The 24,217-nt window shown below is 33.1% G+C and carries 24 protein-coding genes; 21 read left to right on the forward strand and 3 right to left on the reverse strand.

Annotation, left to right across the window (positions count from 1 at the left end):
• Nucleotides 1-9: 9 nt before the first annotated feature.
• The 4 genes from AB9Q04_RS06640 (at nt 10) to AB9Q04_RS06655 (ending at nt 2,198) form a co-directional block, all read left to right on the forward strand.
• A complete protein-coding gene (locus tag AB9Q04_RS06640; RefSeq protein WP_410024558.1) occupies nt 10-162 on the forward strand; it encodes a FeoB-associated Cys-rich membrane protein in 153 nt (50 codons plus the stop codon).
• A gap of 186 nt (nt 163-348) precedes the next feature.
• Nucleotides 349-1,260, forward strand: coding sequence for a cysteine synthase A (gene cysK, locus AB9Q04_RS06645; RefSeq protein ID WP_410024559.1), 912 nt, complete (start codon nt 349-351; stop codon nt 1,258-1,260).
• Nucleotides 1,253-1,777: a serine O-acetyltransferase EpsC gene (gene epsC, locus AB9Q04_RS06650; RefSeq protein WP_410024560.1), complete on the forward strand. Its 525-nt coding sequence runs from the start codon at nt 1,253-1,255 to the stop codon at nt 1,775-1,777. The genes cysK and epsC overlap by 8 nt, the downstream gene beginning before the upstream one ends.
• A gap of 103 nt (nt 1,778-1,880) precedes the next feature.
• Entirely contained in the window at nt 1,881-2,198 is a 318-nt protein-coding gene (locus tag AB9Q04_RS06655) for a hypothetical protein (RefSeq protein WP_410024561.1), read from the forward strand.
• A gap of 40 nt (nt 2,199-2,238) precedes the next feature.
• Here the strand turns inward: AB9Q04_RS06655 and tyrS are convergent, their stop codons facing one another.
• The gene (gene tyrS, locus AB9Q04_RS06660) at nt 2,239-3,489 is read right to left on the reverse strand and encodes a tyrosine--tRNA ligase (protein ID WP_410024562.1); all 1,251 of its coding nucleotides are present in this window, start codon (nt 3,487-3,489) and stop codon (nt 2,239-2,241) included.
• A 581-nt stretch (nt 3,490-4,070) separates the two neighbouring features.
• On the opposite strand from tyrS, the gene metG reads away from it, so the two are divergent.
• The 5 genes from metG to AB9Q04_RS06685 are packed head-to-tail and all read left to right on the forward strand — an operon-like array spanning nt 4,071 to nt 8,416.
• Entirely contained in the window at nt 4,071-6,020 is a 1,950-nt protein-coding gene (gene metG / locus AB9Q04_RS06665) for a methionine--tRNA ligase (RefSeq protein WP_410024563.1), read from the forward strand.
• Nucleotides 6,020-6,781, forward strand: a complete 762-nt coding sequence (locus AB9Q04_RS06670) for a TatD family hydrolase (RefSeq protein WP_410024564.1) — start codon at nt 6,020-6,022, stop codon at nt 6,779-6,781. The genes metG and AB9Q04_RS06670 overlap by 1 nt, the downstream gene beginning before the upstream one ends.
• The gene (gene rnmV, locus AB9Q04_RS06675; RefSeq protein ID WP_410024565.1) at nt 6,778-7,308 is read left to right on the forward strand and encodes a ribonuclease M5; all 531 of its coding nucleotides are present in this window, start codon (nt 6,778-6,780) and stop codon (nt 7,306-7,308) included. Before AB9Q04_RS06670 ends, rnmV begins: the two co-directional genes overlap by 4 nt.
• Nucleotides 7,305-8,141: a 16S rRNA (adenine(1518)-N(6)/adenine(1519)-N(6))-dimethyltransferase RsmA gene (gene rsmA, locus AB9Q04_RS06680; protein ID WP_410024566.1), complete on the forward strand. Its 837-nt coding sequence runs from the start codon at nt 7,305-7,307 to the stop codon at nt 8,139-8,141. The genes rnmV and rsmA overlap by 4 nt, the downstream gene beginning before the upstream one ends.
• A gap of 44 nt (nt 8,142-8,185) precedes the next feature.
• Nucleotides 8,186-8,416, forward strand: coding sequence for a glutaredoxin family protein (locus AB9Q04_RS06685; RefSeq protein WP_394011118.1), 231 nt, complete (start codon nt 8,186-8,188; stop codon nt 8,414-8,416).
• Nucleotides 8,417-8,479: 63 nt separating this feature from the next.
• Here the strand turns inward: AB9Q04_RS06685 and AB9Q04_RS06690 are convergent, their stop codons facing one another.
• Entirely contained in the window at nt 8,480-9,112 is a 633-nt protein-coding gene (locus AB9Q04_RS06690) for a hypothetical protein (protein ID WP_410024567.1), read from the reverse strand.
• A 105-nt stretch (nt 9,113-9,217) separates the two neighbouring features.
• Between AB9Q04_RS06690 and ilvA the strand changes: the two genes are divergently transcribed.
• The 4 genes from ilvA to AB9Q04_RS06710 are packed head-to-tail and all read left to right on the forward strand — an operon-like array spanning nt 9,218 to nt 14,316.
• Nucleotides 9,218-10,402, forward strand: a complete 1,185-nt coding sequence (ilvA, locus tag AB9Q04_RS06695) for a threonine ammonia-lyase (protein ID WP_410024568.1) — start codon at nt 9,218-9,220, stop codon at nt 10,400-10,402.
• Nucleotides 10,399-11,826: a UDP-N-acetylmuramoyl-L-alanyl-D-glutamate--2,6-diaminopimelate ligase gene (locus tag AB9Q04_RS06700; RefSeq protein WP_410024569.1), complete on the forward strand. Its 1,428-nt coding sequence runs from the start codon at nt 10,399-10,401 to the stop codon at nt 11,824-11,826. Before ilvA ends, AB9Q04_RS06700 begins: the two co-directional genes overlap by 4 nt.
• Nucleotides 11,823-13,031 carry an aminoacetone oxidase family FAD-binding enzyme gene (locus tag AB9Q04_RS06705; RefSeq protein WP_410024570.1) on the forward strand — a complete coding sequence of 403 codons (1,209 nt, stop codon included), beginning with the start codon at nt 11,823-11,825 and terminating at the stop codon, nt 13,029-13,031. The genes AB9Q04_RS06700 and AB9Q04_RS06705 overlap by 4 nt, the downstream gene beginning before the upstream one ends.
• Nucleotides 13,024-14,316, forward strand: a complete 1,293-nt coding sequence (locus AB9Q04_RS06710) for an NAD(P)H-dependent oxidoreductase (RefSeq protein WP_410024571.1) — start codon at nt 13,024-13,026, stop codon at nt 14,314-14,316. Before AB9Q04_RS06705 ends, AB9Q04_RS06710 begins: the two co-directional genes overlap by 8 nt.
• Nucleotides 14,317-14,432: 116 nt before the next feature.
• Here the strand turns inward: AB9Q04_RS06710 and AB9Q04_RS06715 are convergent, their stop codons facing one another.
• Nucleotides 14,433-15,608 carry an NAD(P)/FAD-dependent oxidoreductase gene (locus AB9Q04_RS06715; protein WP_410024572.1) on the reverse strand — a complete coding sequence of 392 codons (1,176 nt, stop codon included), beginning with the start codon at nt 15,606-15,608 and terminating at the stop codon, nt 14,433-14,435.
• 94 nt (nt 15,609-15,702) lie between these two features.
• Between AB9Q04_RS06715 and AB9Q04_RS06720 the strand changes: the two genes are divergently transcribed.
• From AB9Q04_RS06720 to AB9Q04_RS06755, 8 genes are all read left to right on the forward strand, one after another.
• Nucleotides 15,703-16,203 carry a GNAT family N-acetyltransferase gene (locus AB9Q04_RS06720; RefSeq protein ID WP_410024573.1) on the forward strand — a complete coding sequence of 167 codons (501 nt, stop codon included), beginning with the start codon at nt 15,703-15,705 and terminating at the stop codon, nt 16,201-16,203.
• Nucleotides 16,200-18,776, forward strand: coding sequence for an ATP-dependent DNA helicase (locus tag AB9Q04_RS06725; RefSeq protein WP_410024574.1), 2,577 nt, complete (start codon nt 16,200-16,202; stop codon nt 18,774-18,776). The genes AB9Q04_RS06720 and AB9Q04_RS06725 overlap by 4 nt, the downstream gene beginning before the upstream one ends.
• A gap of 40 nt (nt 18,777-18,816) precedes the next feature.
• Nucleotides 18,817-19,143 (forward strand): PadR family transcriptional regulator, encoded by a 327-nt coding sequence (locus AB9Q04_RS06730; protein WP_410024575.1) that lies wholly within the window; start codon nt 18,817-18,819, stop codon nt 19,141-19,143.
• Nucleotides 19,140-19,838, forward strand: a complete 699-nt coding sequence (locus tag AB9Q04_RS06735) for a pseudouridine synthase (RefSeq protein ID WP_394011128.1) — start codon at nt 19,140-19,142, stop codon at nt 19,836-19,838. Before AB9Q04_RS06730 ends, AB9Q04_RS06735 begins: the two co-directional genes overlap by 4 nt.
• A gap of 23 nt (nt 19,839-19,861) precedes the next feature.
• Nucleotides 19,862-20,458 carry a sugar transferase gene (locus tag AB9Q04_RS06740; protein ID WP_410024576.1) on the forward strand — a complete coding sequence of 199 codons (597 nt, stop codon included), beginning with the start codon at nt 19,862-19,864 and terminating at the stop codon, nt 20,456-20,458.
• A 130-nt stretch (nt 20,459-20,588) separates the two neighbouring features.
• Entirely contained in the window at nt 20,589-21,158 is a 570-nt protein-coding gene (locus AB9Q04_RS06745; protein ID WP_410024578.1) for a glycerol-3-phosphate responsive antiterminator, read from the forward strand.
• Between the two features lie 9 nt (nt 21,159-21,167).
• A complete protein-coding gene (gene glpK, locus AB9Q04_RS06750) occupies nt 21,168-22,670 on the forward strand; it encodes a glycerol kinase GlpK (protein WP_410024579.1) in 1,503 nt (500 codons plus the stop codon).
• 119 nt (nt 22,671-22,789) lie between these two features.
• Nucleotides 22,790-24,217, forward strand: coding sequence for an NAD(P)/FAD-dependent oxidoreductase (locus AB9Q04_RS06755; RefSeq protein ID WP_410024580.1), 1,428 nt, complete (start codon nt 22,790-22,792; stop codon nt 24,215-24,217).

Here is a 24,217-nt window from a genome sequence, read left to right on the forward strand (position 1 = left end):
GAGGAAATTATGAATTTACAATCATGGATACTTTTAATCATAATACTTGCCGTATGCTCATATATTGTTTATGCAAGATTTATAAAAAATGACGAACCAGCAGGATGCAAAGACTGCCCAGGTCACAATCCAGAAAAAGGATTTAATAAAAATAAAATATAATTTTTGCTAAAATTAACAAGCTAGCTCCTTTAGACAAGAAGTTTATTGGATGCTAGCTTATTTTATGTTATTTTTTAAACTTATTACTTGAATAATGAAAACTATTAGTTATAATAATAAGTAAACGTGTTGCATGGAAAATTTATATATATTTTCACGAGCGTATATTTATAAAAGGAGAGTAATATGTCTATTAAAAACAATGCTAAAGAACTTATAGGAAACACCCCACTATTAAGATTAGATTCCTTAAAAAAAGAGGGTAGAGCTGATATCTATGTAAAAGTAGAAAAAAATAACGTGGCAGGATCTGTAAAAGATAGAATCGCCCTTTATATGATAGAAGAAGCAGAAAAATCTGGCAAAATCAAACCAGGTGATACCATTGTAGAACCAACAAGTGGTAACACTGGTGTAGCCCTTGCAGCGCTTTGTGCAGCAAAAGGATATAAATTAATATTAACTATGCCAGCATCAATGAGTGAGGAACGCGAAAAACTTGCCAAAGCTTATGGAGCAGAAGTTATAAGAACAACAGAAAAAGCACTCCAAGGAGCAGTAGATAAGGCAAAAGAACTAGCAGAAAAAGAAGGATACTTCTTACCAGACCAATTTTCAAACCCTGCAAATATAAAGGCCCACTATGAAACAACAGGCCCAGAAATTTTAGCAGAGCTAACTCCAGATGCCTTTATAGCAGGAGTTGGTACAGGTGGAACAGTATCAGGAGTTGGTAGAAAATTAAAAGAAAAAGACAGCAACATCAAAGTATATGCTATCCAACCAGCAGAAAGTCCACTCTTATCAGGCGGTGAAGCAGCAGGCCACAAAATCCAAGGCATAGGTGGTAACTTTATCCCTAAAAATTTAGATTTTGATGTAGTAGATGATATAGTAAGTGTATCAAGTGAAGATGCTATTAAAATGAGTAGACAAATTGCAAAAGATGAAGCTCTTGCAGTAGGTATATCATCTGGAGCAAATGTTGTAGGTGCTATTGAAATAGCTGATAAACTTGGCGAAGGCAAAACAGTTGTAACAGTACTTCCAGATACTGGAGAAAGATACCTATCTACAGAACTATATCCTAATGATTAGTTATGAAAAATATAAAGAAGAGCTTTTAGAAGCTGCCCTTAAAAAAGATCCGGCATTAAAAAGTAAAGAAGAAGCCATTCTTTACTCGCCAGGGATTAAAGCACTTTTAAGTCACTTTAGGGCCCACAAATTGTGGCTTTTAGGCAATCTATATGAAGCAGATGAAATCGCCTATAAGTCTAGGATAGAAACAGGAATAGAAATCCATCCTGGAGCAAAAATAGGCAGAAGAACATTTATCGACCATGGCATGGGTATTGTAATTGGTGAAACTGCAGAAGTAGGCGAAGACTGTTTAATATATCACGGTGTAACCCTAGGTGCAGTTGAAAATAAAAAAGGAAAAAGACACCCAACAGTAGGAAATAATGTCATGATAGGCGCAGGAGCGGTAGTCCTTGGCGCTATAAACGTAGGTAATAATGTAAAGATAGGGGCTAATGCAGTTGTTTTAGAAGATGTAGTAGATAATGCAACAGCAGTAGGTGCCCCTGCTAGGGTTATTATAAATAAATAATTTTAAAAACTTCTAAGTGAGACTTTAAATTCTTATTTGGAAGTTTTTTTATATAAATTTGTGGGGTATAAAATATGAAGAAGGTAGATAAAGGGAGGTTTATATGGCAAAGAAAACTCAGTTTGCATTTCTTTTTGCGTTTGGTATCTTGCTTTATTTTTTGCTTTATCAAAGTCAGATAGTTTTTAAAAATACTATTCCATTACTGATAATACTTGGAGCAGGATTATATTATAACGATAAGTTAAAAATTAAGAAAAAAGGTAACATCTTTTTGTTTCTGCTAATGATAATTTTGTCAGGTTCAGTTATTTTTAGAGATACTCATAATTTAACTTTCCTTACAACAAGTCCAACAATGGATGGGATGATTTTATCACTTATAACTTTTGTATTTAATAATTACTTCATTTATGAATAAACAGGCAATAAAAAAAGGGGCGTTTTCGCCCCTTAAATTTTTATCCTAAAAGTATTCTATGGAAGTTTTTCTTTCCTTTTTTGATTATTATTTTATCATGTTTAAATAATTCTTCTGTAACATCAAGGCTTGGGTCAGATACTTTTTCATCATCTATAGAAACTCCACCTTGTTTGATAAGTCTTCTTGCTTCACCATTTGACTGAGTAAGTCCCACATCTGTCATTAATTGTAGTAAACCAATTGGTAGATCAGCTTTTGAAATTTCTGTTGTTGGCATAGCATCTTCATTACCTTTTCCTGCAAATAATGCTTTTGCTGCATCTAAGGCTTCTTTGGCTTTTTCTTCACCATGGATTAGTTTTGTAACTTCAAAGGCTAATACTTCTTTGGCGTGGTTTATACCTGCTGCATTAGTTGCAGAACCTAATTTTTTACATTCTTCTGTTGGTAAGAAAGTAAGTTGTAGTAAGAATTTTGTAACATCCCTATCATCAACATTTCTCATATATTGGAATAGTTCATAAGGGCTTGTTTTTTCTTCATCAAGCCATACTGCACCCTTTTGAGATTTACCCATTTTTACTCCATCAGCGGTTGTAAGTAGGGAGAAGGTCATGCCATAAGCTTTGTCATTTTCTTTTTTGCGAACTAAGTCTACTCCACCGATAATGTTTGACCATTGGTCAGATCCACCGATTTCTAAAGTACAATCATGGCGGCGGTAAAGTTCTAAGAAGTCATAGGATTGTAAAAGCATGTAGGAAAATTCGAAAAATGTTAGTCCACCTGCACCCATACGGTTTTTGTAGGCATCTTTTTTAAGCATTTCTCCTACTAAAAATTCGTTACCCACATCACGTAAGAATTCTAGGAATTTTAGTTCTGTAAGCCATTTTTTATTGTTTTCTACTATGGCTGCATCCTCGCCAAATTCTAAAAATCTTTGGAATTGAGAATAAAATCTTTCTGCATTGTTATCTATTGTTTCTTCTGTCATGACCTTTCTCATGTCAGAACGACCAGATGGGTCACCGATTAGAGTTGTACCACCACCTAAAAGGGCAATTGGTTTGTGACCATAATTTTGCATACGAATCATAACCATAATTTGGATAAGATGGCCTACTGTTAGTGAATCAGCGGTAGCATCAAAACCACAATAAAAAGTTAGTTTTTCATTTTTTAATTTTTCTTTAAGCTCTGCTTCATCAGTAGCTTGCTCATAGTAACCACGTTCTACTAGCTCATCAAAAACATTGTCGTATTCTTTTTCGTAAGTGTATCTCATAATCTCCTCCTAAAAATTGGCATAAAAAAAGAGTATAAGAGGGCAAAAATGCGGTACCACCTCTTTTTATACTCAGCTTCTTTTACACAAAGAATAGTGTCAAACTCAATGAAAGTGTAATTCGGGAAAATTCCTTACTGGGTTTTCATTATCGAGTTTTATTTAATTAGTTTTAATATACCTTTTATTTAGTAAATCTTCAATTAAGATAGGTGCTAACAAATGAGCCAATTTCTGCTATTAGGATTAGGATATAGCAAATAATAAAAAGAGTTCCCAATTTTTCACTAAATATTTTTCCGGAGTAGATGCTATAAATAATTAATATGTAGCTGGTAACTTGCGAAATGAAATAGCCAGTCCCTATTAAAAGCCTATTTCCAAGTACTACAATAAGAGTAGATATGGAAAATAGTATGGTCATTTGCTTTTTATGAGTATCTATATCTTTTTTCATATCCTATGGTATCCTTTTTAGTTACATTATATGTAAATTTAAAAGTTAATCAATACTTAACTATGAGTATTATAATATTTGAAGTATGATATATTTATATATTTTCTAAAAGAAAGGATAGCTTATGACAGAAAAAAAACCTTATTATATAACAACTCCAATATACTATCCTAATAGTAACCTGCATATTGGAAATACTTACACATCAATAATTGCTGATGTTTTAAAAAGATACAAAAATTTAAATGGCTATGACACCTACCTTGTAACAGGTACTGATGAGCATGGGCAAAAAATCATGAGAACTGCAATTTCTCACGGAACTAGCCCTCAAAAATTTGTTGATATCATAGCTGATGAAACAAAAGTACTTTGGAAAAAACTTGAAATTGACTATGATACCTTTGTTAGATCTACCGATCCACAACATGAGGAAGATGTAAAAAATATTTTTACAAAGCTTTATGACCAAGGTGATATCTACAAAGGAGAATACAAGGGCTACTACTGTACACCTGATGAGACATTTTGGACTGAAAGCCAGCTAGTTGATGGTAAATGTCCTGAGTGTGGTCGTGATGTAGAATACCAAGAAGAAGAAACTTACTTTTTTAGACTATCAAAATATGAAGATAAACTAAAAGAATTATTTAAAGACCATCCAGACTTCCTTGAACCACAATTTAGACAAAAAGAGATGCTTAATAACTTTATTGATAAAGGACTTTCTGATCTTTCAGTTACAAGAAATACCTTTGACTGGGGAGTAGATGTTCCTTTTGATAACGAACATGTGGTTTATGTATGGATAGATGCCCTATCTTGCTATCTATCTGCAATTGGCTATGGGGATAATAAAAAGAAATTTGAAAAATACTGGCCTGCAAGTGTGCATTTAATAGGAAAAGATATTGTAAGATTCCATACTATTATTTGGCCTGCCCTTTTAATGGCCCTTGATTTACCGATTCCAGAAAAAGTTTTTGCCCATGGTTGGATACTTTTTGATAATGATAAGATGAGTAAATCTAAGGGAAATATTATGTATCCAGAACCACTTGTGGAACTTTACGGTGTGGATGCTTTAAAATATTTTGTTCTTCGTGAGTTCCATTTTGGATCAGATGGAAATTTCTCTAGTCAAAAATATATGGAAAGATATAATTCTGACCTAGTAAATGACCTAGGGAACTTAGTTTCTAGAACTACATCAATGATAGATAAATATAATGGTGGTCTAGTTGCTAAGGGAAGTAAAACTGATACTTACGATGAAGAATTAAAGGCCCTTGCAAAAACAACCTACGATGACTTTGTAAGCCAAATGGATAACTTTAAGTTTAATGAAGCTTTACAAACTGTATGGACATTCATAAGACGTGCTAATAAATATGTAGATGAAACTGAGCCATGGATTTTAGGCCGTGATGAAGCTAACAAGGATAGATTAAACACAGTTTTATATAACCTAGCAGAGTCACTAAGAATAGTTGCTCAACTAATCGAGCCAGTGATGAAAAATACCAGCAAAGAAATTCTTAAAAAACTTGGTACAGACAATAAAGGTTTTGCATCTGCAGGAGAATTTGGTCTTTTAGAAGAAGGAGCCAAAGTTACTAAGGGAGCAAACCTATTTGATAGATTAGATGTAGAAGTAGAGCTTAAAAAACTTCACGACCGTAACAATGAATTAATCGCCCAAAGACTAAAAAATAGCGATGATAAAAAAGAAGAGGAAGAAAATAAGGCAGAAATAAGTTTTGAAGACTTTACTAAAGTCGAAATGGTTGTAGGTAAAATTCTTGAAGCCAAAGAACACCCAGATGCTGACAAACTTTTAGTCTTTACTATAGATGTGGGGGAAGAAAATCCTCGTACAATTATTTCTGGTATCAAAAAATGGTATGAACCAAGTGATTTAGTTGGTAAAAATGTAATAGTTGTTAAAAACCTTGCTCCAAGAAAAATGCGCGGTATCGAGTCCCAAGGCATGATTTTAGCAAGTGAATTTGATGATGACTTATCACTTTTAACAACACTTAAAGATATAAAACCAGGAAGTAAGGTTAGTTAATGAGATTGATAGATTCGCACTGCCACCTAACAGATGAAGCTTTTGATGATGACAGGTTATTTATTTTAAATGACCTGTCTAATTTTGGTATAAAGGCAATCATAAATCCTGCTACAAATCTAGCTGATAGTAAAATGGCAATAGAACTTTCTGAAAAGTACGACAATTTTTATGCTATGGCGGGTATCCACCCAGAAGAAGTAGATAAGATAACTGAAAAAGATTTAGAAGAGTTAGCAAATCTTGCTCAAAATGAAAAAGTAGTTGCTATTGGCGAAATAGGCCTTGATTATTATTGGAAAGATGATAATAAAGCCCGCCAAAAAGAAATCTTTATCCACCAACTAGAATTAGCTAGAAAATTAGCAAAACCTGCTGTAATCCATGTTAGAGACAGTAAGGATGATGTAATAGAGATTTTAAAAGACTACCAAGATTTAAAAATTCAAATTCATTGTTTTTCAGATGACCTAGAAACTTTAGAAAAATATATAGAAATGGGTTTTTATATTTCAATTGGGGGAGTAGTAACCTTTAATAATGGTACAAATGAGCAAAATGCAGCAAGAAATGTGCCAATTGAAAGGCTTATGCTAGAAACGGATAGTCCATATTTAACTCCAGAGCCATATCGTGGCCTTCACAATGATCCTCGTAGGGTAGTAGAAGTTGCTAGAGCTGTTGCAGATCTTCGCGATATGAAAATAGATAAGCTAGCTAAAAAAACCTACAACAATACCAAGGAGTTTTTTAACCTATGATAAAAGAAACTATAGTTGTTGAAGGAAAAGATGATATAGCCAATGTAAAACGAGCTGTTGATTGTGAGATAATTGCAACTAATGGTCTTGCCTTTGGCAAAGAATTGATAGACCGTTTAGAAAAAATAAATGAACGCACAGGTATTATTATCCTTACAGACCCAGACCATGCTGGCAAAAAAATTAGAGAAAAAATTGCAAGGCACATCCCAGATGCCAAACACGCCTATATCGACAGGAAGCTTGCTATAAAGAAAAATGACCTTGGTGTAGAAAATGCTGACCCTGAGGTTATTATAGAAGCTTTAAATAACGCAAAGGCAGAAACGGTTGAAAAAAGAAATGAATTTGTAATGGCAGATTTAGTAAACAATGGTCTTTCAATAGGAAAGGGTGCCAAAGAAAAAAGAGAAAAACTTGGAAATATCCTAGGCATTGGCTACTATAATTCTAAGCAACTTTTAAGTAAGCTAAATTCTTTTGGCATAAGCCGCGAGGAATTTGAAAGGGCGGTGGAAACTTTATGAAAAAACTATATTCACCAAAAGTGGTTAGAGAAATAATCGACCTTTATGACTTCAATTTCAAAAAATCACTTGGCCAAAACTTTTTAATTGATAAAAATTTTGTCGATAAAATCGTAGATGCAGCAGATATAGAAAATCAAAATGTCCTAGAAATAGGGCCAGGTATAGGAACTATTACCTATGAAATGGCAAAGCTTGCAAAAAAAGTGGTTGCTATAGAAATAGATCAGACTCTAATACCCATACTTGATGAAAATCTAGAAGAATTTGATAATGCAAAAGTAATCAACCAAGATATTTTAAAAACTGACCTTAAAAAATTAGTAGAAGAAGAATTTAACGGGGAAAGCTTTAAAGTAGTATCAAATCTTCCTTACTACATCACCACCCCTATTATAGAAATGCTAATTACAACTGGTCTTCCTTGTGCCGATATGACTATCATGGTGCAAAAGGAAGTGGCAGAGCGTATGGTTGCAGACCAAAGATCCAAAGAGTATAGTTCACTATCGGTATTTATAAAATTTTATACTGAAGCAGAAGTCATTACAAACCTGCCAAAATCAGTGTTTATGCCCCAGCCAAAGATTGACTCAACTATTTTAAATCTTAAACTTAGGATTTATGATGAAAATGTTAATCAAGACCTATTATTTAAGTTAGTAAGAGCAGGCTTTAACAAAAGACGTAAGACTATCTTAAATTCTATGTCAGATGTAGTAGAAAAGGATAGATTAAAAGATGCCTTTGCAAAAGTTAATTTGGCAGAAAATCTTAGGGCAGAAAATTTATCTATCGATGATTTTATAAATTTAACTAATGAATTATCCTAAATGGGTATAAGTATATAAGTAGAGTAAAAGTGAAGGAGATAAAGATGGCAGATATTAAAATTTATACATCAAATACTTGTGTTTTCTGTAAAGCAGCAAAACAATATTTCAATGATAATGACATTGAATTTACAGAATTAAACATAGATGAAAATCCAGATGCAGTAGAATACCTAGTATCTAAAGGATACAGAGGAGTTCCTGTTATCAATATCGATGGCGAAGACATCGTAGGATTTGATAAACCAGCTATTGAAGCTAAATTAGGTTTATAATAAAAAAAGGGCGTTTAGCCCTCTTTTTTTTATGTATATTTTAAGTGCAGGTAAAAATTTATATTACTCATAGCTAGATAAGCTTTCATTAGGGATTATCTCTACTCCAGCAAGTTTGCCCTGGTACATTGTAAAGATTGCTACATATTGTCCGTTTAGATACATATAGTACTGGTCGTTTTGAGCATCCTTAGTATTTTGCCTTAGTTCTATAATTTCTTTATCAACAACTTTTGTTTCTATTTCATAAAGAGCATCGCCAAATTTTATATCCCCTAGGCTAAAATCCATATTAGTTAGTTCAAAGTTTGAAATTTCTATATAATTAATCTGTGCATCTAAGATATCTATATCAGATTCGCTAGTATTTGTAGCTTTTACATAAATTTGATTATCATCTTTTTTTAAGTAAATATCAGCAGTCTTGCCAGCTGGGATGGTTTCTAAGTTTTCTCTTTGAGCTTCTCCATCGAGGCTAGCATTATAGGTAAAGCCATTTTGTACAAAACGTCCTACATTCGGTGGGAAAGTATAACCAAAGTCATCTAGTTTAAAGTCCCCTTCTATATTTTTTCTACTATTTTCATCGGCCATATCTATATTTTTTTGTAAAGAAAAATTTTCATACATAAAATCTTGAGCTGTTTCACATGAGTTAAGGGATAGGCTCATAAATATTATTAAAAGTATCTTCATTTTTTCCCCTTTCGTTGCTTCTATTTTATCAAAGTTTATTCCATTATAAAACTGTTTTATATTTGTCAATAAATTGTTATAATCATCTATGAAAGGAAGTGTATTATGTTTGATTTTAATAATGCTAAAAAAAGACTAGATGAGGTTATAAGTCCAACCCACTTATTTTATTCAGAATATTTTTCTGATCTTGCTTCTAATAACGTTTACATAAAACCGGAAAACTTACAAAAAACTGGTTCCTTTAAAATAAGGGGAGCCTACAACAAATTATCAAAACTAGATGATGCTTCAAAAGAAGTGGGTATTATTACAGCTTCTGCAGGTAACCATGCCCAAGGAGTAGCTTATTCTGCAAACAAACTAGGAATTAATGCAACTATTTGCATGCCAGAGCAAACCCCTATGATAAAGGTAGATGGTACTTTAAAATATGGTGCTAATGTAGTTTTATACGGAGAAAACTTTGATGCTTGTAAGGACCATGCTATAAAACTTGCTGAGGAGAATGGCTACACCTTTATCCCTCCTTTTGATGACTTTGATGTTATAGAAGGCCAAGGAACTATAGTGCTAGAAATAATAAATGAATTAGAATACGTAGATTATGTAATTGTACCAGTTGGTGGAGGAGGACTTATTGCAGGAATTGCCAAATGTATTAAGCAAATAAGTCCACTTATAAAAGTTATTGGAGTTGAGCCATATTCTGCTCGTTCTATGCAAGAATCTATCAAAAAAGGTAAAATAATTAAGTTAGAAGGTGTTGATACAATAGCTGATGGTACAGCGGTTGCAGAAGTGGGATCATATACATATGACATTGCCAAAGACTATGTGGATGATTGGATAACAGTAACTGATGAGGAAATCCTAATGGCTTTTATAAACCTAATGGAAAAACATAAATTAGTTGCTGAACCATCTGGTGCCCTAAGTCTTGCAGCTCTTAATAAACTTAATTTTTATAATAAAAATGTAGTTTCTATTATAAGCGGGGGCAATATCGATATGAGCTTTATTTCTCAACTTATCAATCGTGGACTATACGAAACAGGTCGCATAACAAGAATAAACTTAGAAGTGCCAAACATACCAGGTAAACTTCAAGCGCTTCTTGCAGATATTGCCTATACCAAGGCAAACATCATATCTATCGACCATGATAGTTTAAAAGAAGCTAGCAGGTTTAAAAATATAAATGTAGAAATCACCTTAGAAACAAACGGCCCTGACCATGTTAGAAAAATCCATGACGTTATAGCTAAGAAAGGATACATAATACATTGACCTTTGATAGTTTAGTAGAACAAATTGACTATATAGATATAAAAAAACAAAATGATAATGAAATAAAAAATGTAAGCAATAATTCAAAATTAGTAGAAGAAGGGGATATATTTGTAGCTGTTTTAGGGAAGCTAAGCGATGGCCACAAGTATATCGACGATGCCATAAAAAATGGAGCAAAGACTATAGTTTACCAAAATGATATAGACTTTAAAGATGAAATAAACTATATAAAAGTAGCAGATAGTAGGTATGCCCTAGCCCAAATATCAAATGTCTTAGAAGATTTCCCATCAAAGAAAATGACCGTTGTAGGAGTAACAGGAACAAATGGTAAAACTACAACTGCAACTACCATTTATTATTTGATGAAAGAAATCTATGGTAATGCTACAAATATTGGTACTGATGGTACATTTATAGGTGATGAGAGATCAGATACTGCCAATACCACCCCAGATATTTACCTTTTAAACAAAATATTTAATGAGAGTTTAGAAAAAAATATTAACCACGTAGTCCTAGAAGCATCTAGCCACGGACTCATCCAAGACCGTCTAAACGGTATAGACTTTGACTATGGAATATTTACCAATCTTTCCACAGAACACTTAGACTACCACAAAACAATGGATGAGTATTTTGCGGCAAAGATGATACTTTTAGAAAACTCAAAAAAAAGAATTGTAAACATAGATGACCCATACGGCAAAAAAGCCAAGGCGCAATTTACCGATTGCCTCACTTTTGGTAAAGAAAAAGAAGCTGACTACAGGGCAACTGATATAGTAAAAAATGAAAAAACTACTGATTTTAAGGTAAATGGAGTAGATTTTACTATAAATTCTATAGCAGATTATGAAATTTATAACAAACTTGCTGCCATAGCAACCTTAAATAATATGGGAGCAAGCCTTGAAGAAATTTCTGAAAAACTAAAGGACTTTAAGGGTTTGCCATCTAGATTCCAGTACGTAGAAAATGATTTAGAAAAAAATATCATCATAGACTTTGCCCACACACCAAGGGCCTTTGAGGCTATTTTTGAATCTATCCCAAAAGATGTAAAAACTTATGCAGTTTTTGGTATAAATGGAGATAGAAATACAGAATTTAGAAGACTTATTGGCAATGCTTGTGCAAAAAATGATGTTTTTGCAGTAATTACAACTGATGATCCAAAATTTGATAACTATGAGCATATCACTGATGAGATTGCAGCAGGCATTGATGAAATCGGTGGAGAGCACGAACGCATAGAAGACCGTTTAGAAGCGATGACCTTCGCCATAAAAAAGGCAAATCCTGGAGACTATATCCTTATGCTTGGTAAGGGTGAAGAGCACTTTATGAAATATCACGGCAATGAAAAAACTCCTTACAATGAAATTGAAACTGTAAAAAAAGCGATTAATAACCAATGAAAATTTTAGTAATTGGGGCAGGTGTGGCAGGCTTGTTTTTTGCCTCCTTTATGGATAAGCATGAAGTAATAGTTCTTGATAAAAATGAATTTGCAGGCAGGAAACTTCTTGCAACTGGAAATGGCCGTTGCAACTTTACCAACCTAAATTTTGATACGGCAAATTTTAAGGCAAGTAATCAAGATTTTATAGACCATACTATAAAATATTTTACTAATGAGGATTTGATAAAATATTTTAATGAAATAGGCATAGCTACAACCAACCTCCCATCTGGTAGGTGCTATCCAAAAACTATGAGTTCAAAAACTGTAAGAAATGCCCTCTTTTTAGAAGCTAAGGAAAATGCTGATTTTATCTTTGAAGAAGATGTATCAGATATTGACTTTAAAAATAAAAAAGTAAAAACTAAGGGCAAAACTTATCCCTATGACAAATTAGTGATAGCAAGTGGGGGTATTACCCTGAAAAATTCAGGATCAGATGGCAAAATATTTGATCTTATAAAAAAAGAAATTCCAATAACTCAAATGACCTATGCTATAACAAACTATGAAACACGCGAAAAACTTTCAAAAAAGGCTAAGGGGACAAAAGTTACTGCCAAAGCTAGTCTGTATGTAGATGATAAATTTATAAAATCCTCTATAGATGATGTAATTTTCCAAGATTATGGGTTAACAGGAACTGCAATTTTAGATATATCAAACGACTTATCTCAAAATCTTATGGAGCAAAATTCCTCTCATATATATATAGACTTTTTCCCAGAATATTCCCGAGAAGAGTTTGCTGGTTATCTAGCAAGCCTTATTACAAAATTTGCCAAAAGGTCCATAAAAGATATACTAATTGGTGTAATAAATGAAAAATTACTAGATGATATACTAAAAATATCCCATATAAAGCCTCATAAAAAAGGCTTTGAGATTAATGAAAGGGATTTTGAAAGTTTAGTAAGTACTTTAAAAGAGTTAAGATTTGAAGTTTTAAAAATCCATGATAAAGAAAATGCCCAAGTAACTCTTGGTGGGGTTGATAGTAATTTTATTAATCCTAAAACTATGGAATCTACAAAAATTAAGGATGTATTTTTTATAGGAGAATGCCAAGATGTAGCTGGTGATTGTGGGGGATATAACATTTCCTGGGCAGCCTCCAGTGCAAAAGTAGCCAGTGATTATTTAAGGAGCTTAGATGTTTAAAATAAGTAGAGAACTAAATGAAATGAAATATAATGGAGAGTCAATCAAGCTTGCCATAATGGGTGCTGGAAAAATGGGTACTAGCCTTATTTCCCAACTATCTAATATGGATGCTATGGAAGTTAAGCTTGTTTTTGATAGAACTCCTCAAAAAGCAATCGAAGCTTTGAAAAAAGCAGGTATTGCTGAAGATAAAATTATTTATACCGATGACTATAACGAAGGTTATGAAGTTTTAGAAAAAGGCTATGTTTGTGTTTCAACTAACTATAGACTTTGCTACAAACTTTTACAAATAAATGCTGTCATAGATTGTACAGGCAACCCAGCTTTTGGAGCAGTAATAGCTAGAAAAACTATCCAATACCACAAGCACATGATTTCCTTTAATGTAGAGTGTGAGGCAACAGTTGGTCCGGTTTTACATGATATGGCAAAAAAAGCTGGTGTAGTTTACACAGGAATCCTAGGTGATGAACCAGGTGCAATTATAGATCTTTGCGAAGATGCTTTTGGTATGGGATTAGATGTATTGGTAGCTGCTAAAGGTAAAAATAATAGACTTGATGAGTACGCTACTCCAGAAACATTAAAGGAAGAAGCAAAAGAAAAACAACTTTCTCCAAAAATGCTAACAAGTTTTGTGGATGGTACAAATACTATGCTTGAGCTAACAAGTGTTTGTAACGCCTTAGGATTTTTACCAGATACCTTTGGCTGCCACGGTATAGAAACCAGTCCAGAAAAAGCAGTAGAAGATTTTAAGCTAAAACAAGATGGCGGAAATCTTGATAACTACAAGGTAGTAGAATTTTCAAAAGGCATGGCACCAGGAGTATTTATCATAGTAACAAGTGATAAAGAAGATGTGCGTGATTTAATGAAATTTTTAGGTTTTGGAGATGGCCCAAACTATCTAATGTATAGACCTTACCACCTAACCAGCCTAGAAGCGCCAATTACTATTTATAAGGCAGTGGTAGAAAACGAATCAACTATAGCCCCTATTCAAGGGCAAGTAGCAGATACAGTCACTATTGCAAAACGCGATATTAAAAAAGGTGAAACACTTGATGGTATAGGAAGTGAAAAAGTATACGGGAAAATCACTAGCCACACCAGATCTATCCAAGAAGACCTATTACCAATAGGTATGATAACAGAAAAAACAGTAGCAACAGTTGATATTCCAAAAGATACGCTAATAGATATGACCATGGTAGAAGTAGATGATAGGGCGACTATAACAAGACTAAGACATAGACAAAACTCAATGAAACTGTAATTAAAAAAATCGAAATGGGCCTTCCATTTCGATTTTTTTGTTTGGGTTTATAAATTAAAATTGCCAAGCAATTTATATAGTCAGCTACAAATTGTAAAATAGATTAATAAATTTTTCTATTTAAAAAGTTCTCCAAGTTTTGTTTCTTCCAAGTCTTTTCCATTAAATACAATATCTTTCACATCATTTTGATACTTAATATCTCCCCAAAGGATACCACCTACAAATGTATCATCTAATTTAAATAACTTGTAGATATTACCGTCTCTTTCAACTTTTAACTCCTCAATACCTTCTGCTGAACTAAGACCTGCTGAAAATATTTTTGTATCTCCTATGGTAAGTAATGAGAATGGTTTTGGTTTTTCGTAAACTTGGCTATCTCCAACCATATTATTTCCGGCAATTTTTCCCATTTCCATACTGCTTGTCCAAAGACCTATGGTAAAATCACCTATTTGTGCACAGTCTCCTGCTGCGTAGACATTATCATATTTTGTTTTTAGACTATCATCTACAATGACACCACGTTCTACATCTAGGCCAGATTCTTTGGCTACATCAACATTAGAACGAATACCAGCTTGGACCATAATTGCATCTGCTGGGATTTCTGTACCATCAGCAAGTTTTATTCCCTTTACAATTCCATCTTCTGCTAGGATTTCTTCTGTAAATTTACCAGTATAGGTTTTAATGCCCATATCATTTAAAGTTTTTTCTAATTTTTCTGATAGGTCTTGGTCTAACTGGCGGGAAAGTAGGTAGTCAAAACTTTCTATAACTGTTACATCTTTACCTAAAAGTAGGGCAGCGTGGGCTGCTTCAAGACCTAGTATCCCACCACCGATTACTACAACCTTATCTTTGCCATTTACATAGTCTTTAAAGTTCATCAAGTCATCAATAGTTCTAATAGCGAAAACACCCTTACTCTCGATATTTTTAATAGGTGGCACAAATGGTCTAGCGCCAGTTGCTAATAAAACTTTGCCATACTCGATTTCTTCTCCATCACAAAGGATGGCAACGTTTTTTTCTGTATCAATTTTTTCTACACAAGAATCCAATCTCTCATCTATCTTTCTTTCATCATACCAAGGTTGTTTTTTTACAAATAAATCATCTTTGTCAAAGTCTTGGCTTATTAAATGGGATAGCCTTGTTCTCCAATAGGTGCTAGATTTTTCTTCTGACACTATTAAAATAGTAGCATCGCTATCCTTTTTTCTGATTTCTTCTGTCGCTGAAAGGCCGGCTATACCGTTACCTATAATTAAATAATCGTACATAATAATCCCCTTTATAAGTAAGTTTATAATCTATATATACTAATACCCGATTTAATAGAAAATATATAAACTAATAAAAAGGTATAATATTTGTATGAAAAAAGCAAGTTTAAAAGATTTAAAAAATATTATTAATATAATTGATCAAGCAAAAGAAGCTCTAAAAATTGATGGAGTTGACCAATGGCAAAATGGAAGCCCGGATAATATGCTAGTAGGCAGGCAAATTACCAGTGGTAATTCTTATGTCTATGAAAGGGATGAAAACATCCTAGCCTATGCCTATCTTTCAGAAGAATATGAACCAACCTATGCTGCTGTGATGAGTCTAGTAAAAGGAAATAACGCTTATACCATTCACACTTTTTGTGTAGCAAATGAAGCCAAGGGCAGGGGAGTGGCTAGCAAATTTTTTGATGAAATAATAGCTTTTGCTAAGGAAAATGGCAAAGACTCTCTAAGAATAGACACCCATGAGGATAATTTTAAAATGCGTGGATTAATTCAGAAATTAGGTTTTGAATTTTTAGGTCAAATTTATATCAAAGATAATGGTAAGACTAAACCGCGCCTAGCCTATGAATTATTGCTATGATAAATGATGCTCAAAAACTAATTATAGAAGAAGGAAAGGCTCCAGCTGCAGTTATAGCAGGACCTGGAACAGGAAAGACTTTTACCATTGTAAAAAAAGTTGTAGACCTAGTAAAAAACCACAATATTCCTGCAAATAAAATATTGATAACCACTTTTACAAAAAAAGCTGCAGCAGAGTTAAATACTAGGATAATTACAGAATTTAAAAAAGAAGGAATAAATACAGACCTTGCTGACTTAAAAATAGGCAATTTTCATAATTTGGCCAATATTTTTTTGACAGACTACAAAAAGCTTGATGATAAATTTTTTGATAATAAGGTAATAGAACCTCAAATGGAAGGCTATCTATTAGAAAAAAATATAGAAAAATTTTTTCATATAGAAGGTTTTGATAATCTAGTAAATGGATATGAAATTTATACTATTCAGGATATTTTTGCCAAAATAACCAATAATCTCATAGACATTAATCTTTTAGAAAATTCAGCTAATAAAGATGATAGGTTAGCCTATGAAATTTATAAGACTCATTTAAAAATTTTAGAAGAAAACCACCTTTTAAATTTTCAGATGATCTTAAAAAACTTTTATGACTTACTTTCTGATCCTCACATAGGTCCTCAAATACATGAAAATATAGACTATATCATCATAGATGAGTACCAGGATACCAACTATATCCAGCAGGAAATAGCCTTTAAGCTATTAAAAAATAAAAATATTATGGTATTTGGAGATGATGACCAGGCTCTTTATAGGTTTAGGGGGGCAGATCCAAAAAACTTATTAAATTTTGATGAGGTATGTAGAGAAAAATTGGGAGAGCCTGCAAATTTTTACAAGCTAAATGTAAATTATAGGTCCAACCAAGCAATTATAGACCTTGCCCAAAATTTTATAAATAATAACGAAAAAGAAAAAGAATTTACTAAAAATCTAGTGGCGGCAGAAGGTGAGAAAAATCAAAATACCATAGTAAGGGCCAAGGCAGAGAATCTAGAAAATCTTACAAAAATAATAAAAATTTTAAATAAGGATATAAACCTTAATCAAATAGCCTTTCTATTTCCCACTTTAAATAATACCTATGCTAAAAATTTACAAAATTATTTGGAAAAACAAAATTTACCAGTTATAAATAAATCCAGTACCAATTTTTTCGATTCCTATGAGATAAAAATTCTGATGTATATCTTTGCAAAAACTTTTACAGCCTATCCATCAAACCTAGGATACCAAAAAGATTTGTCCAAAGATGAGCTAGATAAGCTTTATTTTAGAAGGTACATAGCAAATTTATTTGATGACCAATCTTTTAAATCTACTAGGATGGATAAGTTTATAGCAGCTTTTCAAAATACAAAAGATATTAGCCTTAGTGAGGTTTTATATAAGTCCTTTAATTTAGAAATTTTAAAAGAAATCTTAAGTCAAAAACTAGACAGTCTGGGAAGCCAAAAAGCCTTAAACAATATTGCAAATTTTAGCCAAAAAGTAAGCGAATATGAAGAACTTTTTGATAAAAAAAGTGATACTTACTATATAGAATTTATCTATGGCTATTTATTCTACCTTTATAAAACTAAGGCCATAAAAGAATTTGAAGACCTAGCAGAGGCAAGTGATGCCATAAACTTTATGACCATCCACAATGCTAAGGGTTTAGAATTTGATGTAGTTTTTGTTTCAGGGCTAAATGATTATCCAAGACCTGATCGTAAATCTTTTTTATCAGCCTATGAAAAAACAAGTGCCAATGATGATGGCGGCGAGCGTGACTTTTATAGGAAATACTACACAGCCTTTACCCGCGCTAAAAAGCTTTTAGTTGTTTTAGATAATTCTAGAAATGTTAATCTAATTAATTTTGCAAATACTCTGCCAGATAGCTCGGCACTTAAAACCATAGATTTTAAAAAAGATGATCCAAAAAAGGAAAAACCCATCCTAGCTTACACTACAGATATAGAAGTATATGCTGCTTGTCCTTTAAAATACAAGTTTTTAAGGAAATTATCCTTTAGGTTGCCCTTAAGTAAAAGCCTAGAATTTGGTACAAATGTCCATAAGCTTAGCGAATATTTAGCAAAAAATCCAGAAATAGACTTAGAAAATAAGTTTTTTAAAGACTTATTTAAAAATAATCCTGCCTACAAGGATCCCTTAGAAAACTTTAAAAATAAGGATTTTGCTGTAAAGGCAAGTGAGGTAAATTTTAAGGCTGATAGAGATTTTTATATCCTTCAAGGTAATGTAGATATTATCCTAGATGATGGTTCTATTTTAGATATAAAAACTGGAGATTATGATATAAATACCTTAGAAAAATACCAAAACCAAGTCCTTACCTACAAGTTTTTAATGGAGTATAATAGGGAAGATATAAATAAGCTTTACCTATATTTTGTAAATAAGGATGAATTGAAAGTAATAGAAGACACGGGTTTTGCTATTGATTTTATAGATGATATTGCAAAATCAATCATAGATGATGATATATATAGGAAAACTTCTGATAGAAACGAATGTAAGTACTGTCCTATGAAGTATTATTGTGATAGATATTGATAAAATCCTACTATGTTATACAATATAGTTAGGTGATAATATGATAGAATCTCAAATGTTAAAGGGCGTTATAGAAGGAGTTATCCTTCATATAATAAAAAATAATGAAACCTACGGCTATGAAATTGTAGAAGAGCTGAAACGCAGTGGTTTTTATACTATGACTGAGGGAACAGTCTACCCAATTTTGACCAGACTTACAAAAAAAGGTTATATTTTAGGTGGCTACAAAAAATCAGATATAGGTCCCAAAAGAAAATATTATTATATTACAGCAAAGGGTAGAGAATATCTAACAAATTTTTATGTAAACTATGAGGAACTTAACCAAGCAGTTTATAAGGTAATAGAAAAGGGGAGCAAATGAGAGTAGATAAGATGATAGGCAATGCCAAGCTAGATACTAGACGCAATATAAAAAGAAATGCAAAAAAGGGTGCCCTAGTTATAAATGGTGAGATTGTAAAAGATACATCAACTCAAGTTGACCCAAATGTTGATGAAGTTTACTACCTAGGTCAATATGTAGAATACTTTGAAAATATTTATATAATGATGAACAAACCAGCTGGAGTTTTATCAGCTACAGTAGATGAAGATGAAACTGTGATAGATTTGCTAGATGATTTTTACCAAATGCTTGACTTATCTATAGCTGGTAGGCTAGATAAAGATACCACAGGGCTTTTGCTTTTATCAACTGATGGAAAATTTGTACACACTATTACTAGTCCAAACTCAAATATAGAAAAAACTTATGAAGTAGACACACGTGATCCTATAGATGAATCTTTTATAGAAGCATTTAAAGAAGGTGTGGAAATAAAAGAAGAAGGCTATATAGCCCGTCCTGCCAAACTTGAAATAATAGATGAGAAAAAAGCAATCGTAAAAGTTACCGAGGGCAAATTTCACTTGGTAAAAAGATTATTTTCAAATCTAGGCAATGAAGTAGTAGGGTTAAAACGCATAGCCATAGGAAATTTAGAATTAGATCCATTTTTAGCAGAAGGATCTTATAGAGAGTTACATGAGGAGGAGCTAAGTCTTTTCCCCAATTAAGATGCATAAATAAGGAGGATTATATGTATCAAAAATATATAAAAAATATTCTGGATTTTTTATTAGCCTTAATACTACTAATCCTTCTTAGTCCCTTATTTTTGATAATAGCGATCATTTCAAAAATAGAAGAACCAGATGGGACAGTTTACTTTAAGCAAGAAAGGGCCGGTATGTACAATATGCCTTTTTTATGTTATAAGTTTAGGTCTATGAAAATGACTGCTCCAAAAAACGCTTCTACATGGGAGCTAGAACATCCAGAAGAATTCATAACTCCTTTAGGAAAATTTTTAAGAAAAACATCTTTAGATGAGCTTCCTCAATTAATAAATATTTTAAGAGGAGAAATGAGCTTTGTAGGTCCTAGACCAGTTATTTTAAAAGAAAATGAACTTTTAGATTTAAGAGCAGCAAATGGGGCATACGTTGCAAAACCAGGTATAACTGGACTTTCACAAATATCTGGCAGGGATAATCTATCTCCAAAATTAAAAGCTGAGACAGATGGCAAATATGCGGAAAATATTAGTTTTATCAATGATTTAAAAATCCTTTTGATGACCATACCAAAGGTTTTGTCAAGTGAAGGAGTAACTGAAGGCAAACAAAACTTCTAGACTAAAGTTTTAAGGAAAATATTTGCAATCCTTGACAAATTATGTTAAAGTATGGGTGTAATAATATGAGTGATGAGAACGAGCCAAGTAAATATTTTAGGGGCTCGTTTACCTATTATTGGGAGGATATATGCCAAACGAAAGTATTTTCGAAGAACTATATAAAAATCCTGTCATTATGGCTATAAAAAATAACAAAGATTTTAATAAGTGCCTGGAAAGTGAAAATAAAATAGTATTTGTACTTTATGGAAACCTTGAAACTATTCCGGTCATCGTTAAAAAATTAAAGGCTAATGGTAAGATTGTAATAGTTCACGAAGATCTTATCGAGGGTCTATCAAGCTCAACTTTTGCAGCAAGTTTTATAAAGAAATATACTGAAGCAGACGGGATTATCTCTACAAAACCTGCAAACGTTATTTATGCTAGAAAACTTGGGCTTTTTGCAGTTTTAAGATTTTTTGTATTTGATAGCATGAGCTATGAAAATATGAAACAGACTATAAAAGATATAAACTGCGATGTCATAGAAATTCTACCTGGCATAATGCCAAATATGATAGCAAATATAAAAAAACGAACTAATAACCCAATTGTAGCTGGTGGTCTAATATCTTCAAAAGAAGAGGTCATGGCTGCTATAAATTCTGGAGCGCTTGCAATCTCATCATCAAATTATAATGTATGGCAAATGTAGGAGGATATTATGAAAGATTACATTATGGCCTTAGATGCTGGTACAACCAGTAACAGAGCGATTATTTTTAACAAAAAAGGTGAAATTATTTCTGTTGCACAAAAAGAGTTTACCCAACATTTTCCAAAACCAGGTTGGGTAGAGCATGATCCATCAGAAATCTGGTCAACTCAACTTGGAGTTTGTACAGAAGCTATGGCAAAAGAAAATATTGATGCTTCTGAAATTGCTGGTATTGGTATTACCAACCAACGTGAAACAACCATAGTTTGGGAAAAAGAAACGGGCCGTCCTGTATATAATGCAATCGTTTGGCAATGTCGTCGTACAGCTGATATGGCTGATAAACTTGTAGAAGATGGCTATGGCAAAATGATTAAAGAAAAAACTGGTCTTGTAGTTGACCCATATTTTTCAGGTACAAAAATTAGATGGATTTTAGATAATATTGAAAAAGGTCAGCAAAGAGCAGAAAATGGCGAATTATTATTCGGTACAGTTGATACATGGTTAGTATATAACCTAACTCGTGGTGAAGTTCACATAACAGATTATACAAACGCATCAAGAACTATGCTTTATAATATCCATACTTTAGAATGGGATGATGAGCTTCTAGAAATGTTAAATATTCCAAAGTGCATGCTACCAGATGTAAAACCATCGTCCTACGTTTATGGTGAAACAAGCGATAGACTATTTGGTTCACCAATTCCTATAGCAGGTATTGCAGGAGACCAACAAGCTGCATTATTTGGACAAACATGCTTTAATGCAGGAGAAGCAAAAAATACCTACGGTACAGGTGCTTTCCTACTTATGAACACAGGAGAAGAAGCAGTAAGAAGTGATAATGGGCTTATTACAACAATTGCTTGGGGACTAGAAGAAGGAAAAGTAAACTATGCCCTAGAAGGTTCTATTTTCGTAGCAGGATCAGCTATCCAATGGCTAAGAGATGAGCTAAGAATAGTAGATGCTTCAGATGATACAGAATATCTTGCAACAAAAGTAGATGATACAGATGGTTGCTATGTTGTTCCTGCCTTTACAGGACTAGGTGCTCCATATTGGGACCCATATGCTCGTGGAACAATAGTAGGAATTACTAGAGGAACTAGCAAATACCACATCGTTCGTGCAACCTTAGAGTCCCTTGCATATCTTACAAATGATGTACTTTCAGCAATGTCTATAGATTCTGGAAATGAATTAAAAGAGCTAAAAGTAGACGGTGGGGCAAGCGCAAATAACTTCTTAATGCAATTTCAATCTGACATGATCCAAACAAGTGTAGAAAGACCAAAAACATTAGAAACAACAGCCCTAGGTGCAGCGTACTTAGCAGGTCTTGCAGTAGATTACTTTACAAGCTTAGATGAAATTATTGAAAATCGTCAAGTTGATAAAGTCTTTACTCCAGAGATTTCTAGAGAAGAAAGAGATAAAAAAGACTATAACTGGCAAAAAGCAATTTCAAGATCAGTGGACTGGGCGAAGGATTTGAAGTAGAATAAAAATATATAACAAAATAGTTTAGAGAAAAGAGTTACTTTGACAGATATAGGCGTACTTTACCCAAAAGTACCTAGCAAAGTAGCTCTTTTTTGTTTTATATAAAGGAGAAAATAATGAAAGACGTTGTTATAATTGGTGCAGGTGTCACAGGAGCATCTGTAGCTTATAATCTATCCAAATATGAGGGAGATTTTTTAGTAGTAGAAAAACACTCAGATGTTTGTGAAGAAACTAGTAAAGCAAACTCTGGTATCTGCCACGGTGGCTATGATGCTAAGCCAGGAAGCATGAAAGCAAAAATGAATGTGGAAGGGAACCATATGATGGAAGAGCTTTCAAAAGAATTAGACTTTCCATACCATAGAATTGGTACCTTAGTTTTATGCCACAAAGAAGAAGATTTTCCAAAACTCCAAGCCCTATACGACCAAGGTATAGAAAATGGCGTTGGCGGTATGAAAATTATCTATAATGAAGAAATACTAGAAATGGAACCAAATGTAGAAAAGGATGTATATGCAGCCTTACTTTGTGAAGAAGCTGGTATTGTTGATCCATTTTTAATGAATATCGCCTATGCAGAAGGCTCAAACTTAAATGGAGTAGACTATAAATTTAATACAGAAATCACAAATATAGAAAAAATAGATGACCATTACAAATTAACAACAAATAATGGTGAAGAAATAGAAACACGCGCAGTAGTAAATGCAGCGGGACTTTACTCTGATACTATCCATGATGCTCTTATGCATGATAATAAATTTGAAATAAAAGCCCGCCGTGGGGAATATTTACTCTTAGATAAGGCAACCCGTGGTTTTGTAAGCCATGTATTATTTAACTTGCCAACAGAAAAAGGAAAAGGAATCCTAGTTACTCCTACAATCGATGGCAATACTTTAATCGGCCCTACATCTGATTTTGTAGATGATAAGGCAGACTTAGTAACTACTCAAAAAAGAATAGAAGAAGTAATAGAAAAAGTAGAAGATACAGTAGAAAATGTTCCAGTTCGCCAAGTAATCACTTCATTTTCTGGAAACAGAGCTCACGAAAGTGGTGGAGACTTTATCCTAGAAGAAAGCCAAAAAGGTTTTTTTGACTGTGTGGGTATAGAGTCCCCAGGTCTTACATCAGCTCCAGCCATTGGAAAATATATGGCAAATTTAGTAAAAGAATCCCTAGACTTAGCAGATAATAAAGAATTTAAAGCAGGTAGAAACCCTATCCCAAAAACAAGTGAGATGAGCAAAGAAGCCCACAATGAGCTTATAAAAGAAAATCCACTTTACGGAAAAATCATCTGCAGATGCGAAAAAGTAACAGAAGGTGAAATTGTAGATGCCATCCATAGTCCACTAGGTGCAACAACAGTAGATGGTATAAAAAGACGTGTTCGTGCAACAGCAGGCAGATGCCAAGGGGGCTTTTGCTTACCATCAATAATAGAAATTTTGGCCCGTGAACTAGGGGTAGATGAAGAAGAAATTACCAAAAAAGGTAACAATTCTTATTATATCGAAAAAAGAGCTAAGTAA

It is taken from the genome of Anaerococcus groningensis (genome assembly GCF_046365465.1).
Lineage (GTDB): Bacteria > Bacillota > Clostridia > Tissierellales > Peptoniphilaceae > Anaerococcus > Anaerococcus groningensis.

Excerpts from the sequence above, each read along its gene's own strand:
- epsC (WP_410024560.1), top strand. The coding sequence starts at position 1,253 with ATGATTAGTTATGAAAAATATAAAGAAGAGCTTTTAGAAGCTGCCCTT.
- ilvA (WP_410024568.1), top strand. The coding sequence starts at position 9,218 with ATGTTTGATTTTAATAATGCTAAAAAAAGACTAGATGAGGTTATAAGT.
- AB9Q04_RS06710 (WP_410024571.1), top strand. The coding sequence starts at position 13,024 with ATGTTTAAAATAAGTAGAGAACTAAATGAAATGAAATATAATGGAGAG.
- AB9Q04_RS06745 (WP_410024578.1), top strand. The coding sequence starts at position 20,589 with ATGCCAAACGAAAGTATTTTCGAAGAACTATATAAAAATCCTGTCATT.
- AB9Q04_RS06655 (WP_410024561.1), top strand. The coding sequence starts at position 1,881 with ATGGCAAAGAAAACTCAGTTTGCATTTCTTTTTGCGTTTGGTATCTTG.
- rnmV (WP_410024565.1), top strand. The coding sequence starts at position 6,778 with ATGATAAAAGAAACTATAGTTGTTGAAGGAAAAGATGATATAGCCAAT.
- AB9Q04_RS06730 (WP_410024575.1), top strand. The coding sequence starts at position 18,817 with ATGATAGAATCTCAAATGTTAAAGGGCGTTATAGAAGGAGTTATCCTT.
- AB9Q04_RS06705 (WP_410024570.1), top strand. The coding sequence starts at position 11,823 with ATGAAAATTTTAGTAATTGGGGCAGGTGTGGCAGGCTTGTTTTTTGCC.
- AB9Q04_RS06685 (WP_394011118.1), top strand. The coding sequence starts at position 8,186 with ATGGCAGATATTAAAATTTATACATCAAATACTTGTGTTTTCTGTAAA.
- cysK (WP_410024559.1), top strand. The coding sequence starts at position 349 with ATGTCTATTAAAAACAATGCTAAAGAACTTATAGGAAACACCCCACTA.
- AB9Q04_RS06725 (WP_410024574.1), top strand. The coding sequence starts at position 16,200 with ATGATAAATGATGCTCAAAAACTAATTATAGAAGAAGGAAAGGCTCCA.
- AB9Q04_RS06735 (WP_394011128.1), top strand. The coding sequence starts at position 19,140 with ATGAGAGTAGATAAGATGATAGGCAATGCCAAGCTAGATACTAGACGC.
- glpK (WP_410024579.1), top strand. The coding sequence starts at position 21,168 with ATGAAAGATTACATTATGGCCTTAGATGCTGGTACAACCAGTAACAGA.
- AB9Q04_RS06670 (WP_410024564.1), top strand. The coding sequence starts at position 6,020 with ATGAGATTGATAGATTCGCACTGCCACCTAACAGATGAAGCTTTTGAT.
- AB9Q04_RS06740 (WP_410024576.1), top strand. The coding sequence starts at position 19,862 with ATGTATCAAAAATATATAAAAAATATTCTGGATTTTTTATTAGCCTTA.
- AB9Q04_RS06720 (WP_410024573.1), top strand. The coding sequence starts at position 15,703 with ATGAAAAAAGCAAGTTTAAAAGATTTAAAAAATATTATTAATATAATT.
- AB9Q04_RS06640 (WP_410024558.1), top strand. The coding sequence starts at position 10 with ATGAATTTACAATCATGGATACTTTTAATCATAATACTTGCCGTATGC.
- AB9Q04_RS06755 (WP_410024580.1), top strand. The coding sequence starts at position 22,790 with ATGAAAGACGTTGTTATAATTGGTGCAGGTGTCACAGGAGCATCTGTA.
- metG (WP_410024563.1), top strand. The coding sequence starts at position 4,071 with ATGACAGAAAAAAAACCTTATTATATAACAACTCCAATATACTATCCT.
- rsmA (WP_410024566.1), top strand. The coding sequence starts at position 7,305 with ATGAAAAAACTATATTCACCAAAAGTGGTTAGAGAAATAATCGACCTT.
- AB9Q04_RS06690 (WP_410024567.1), bottom strand. The coding sequence starts at position 9,112 with ATGAAGATACTTTTAATAATATTTATGAGCCTATCCCTTAACTCATGT.
- tyrS (WP_410024562.1), bottom strand. The coding sequence starts at position 3,489 with ATGAGATACACTTACGAAAAAGAATACGACAATGTTTTTGATGAGCTA.
- AB9Q04_RS06715 (WP_410024572.1), bottom strand. The coding sequence starts at position 15,608 with ATGTACGATTATTTAATTATAGGTAACGGTATAGCCGGCCTTTCAGCG.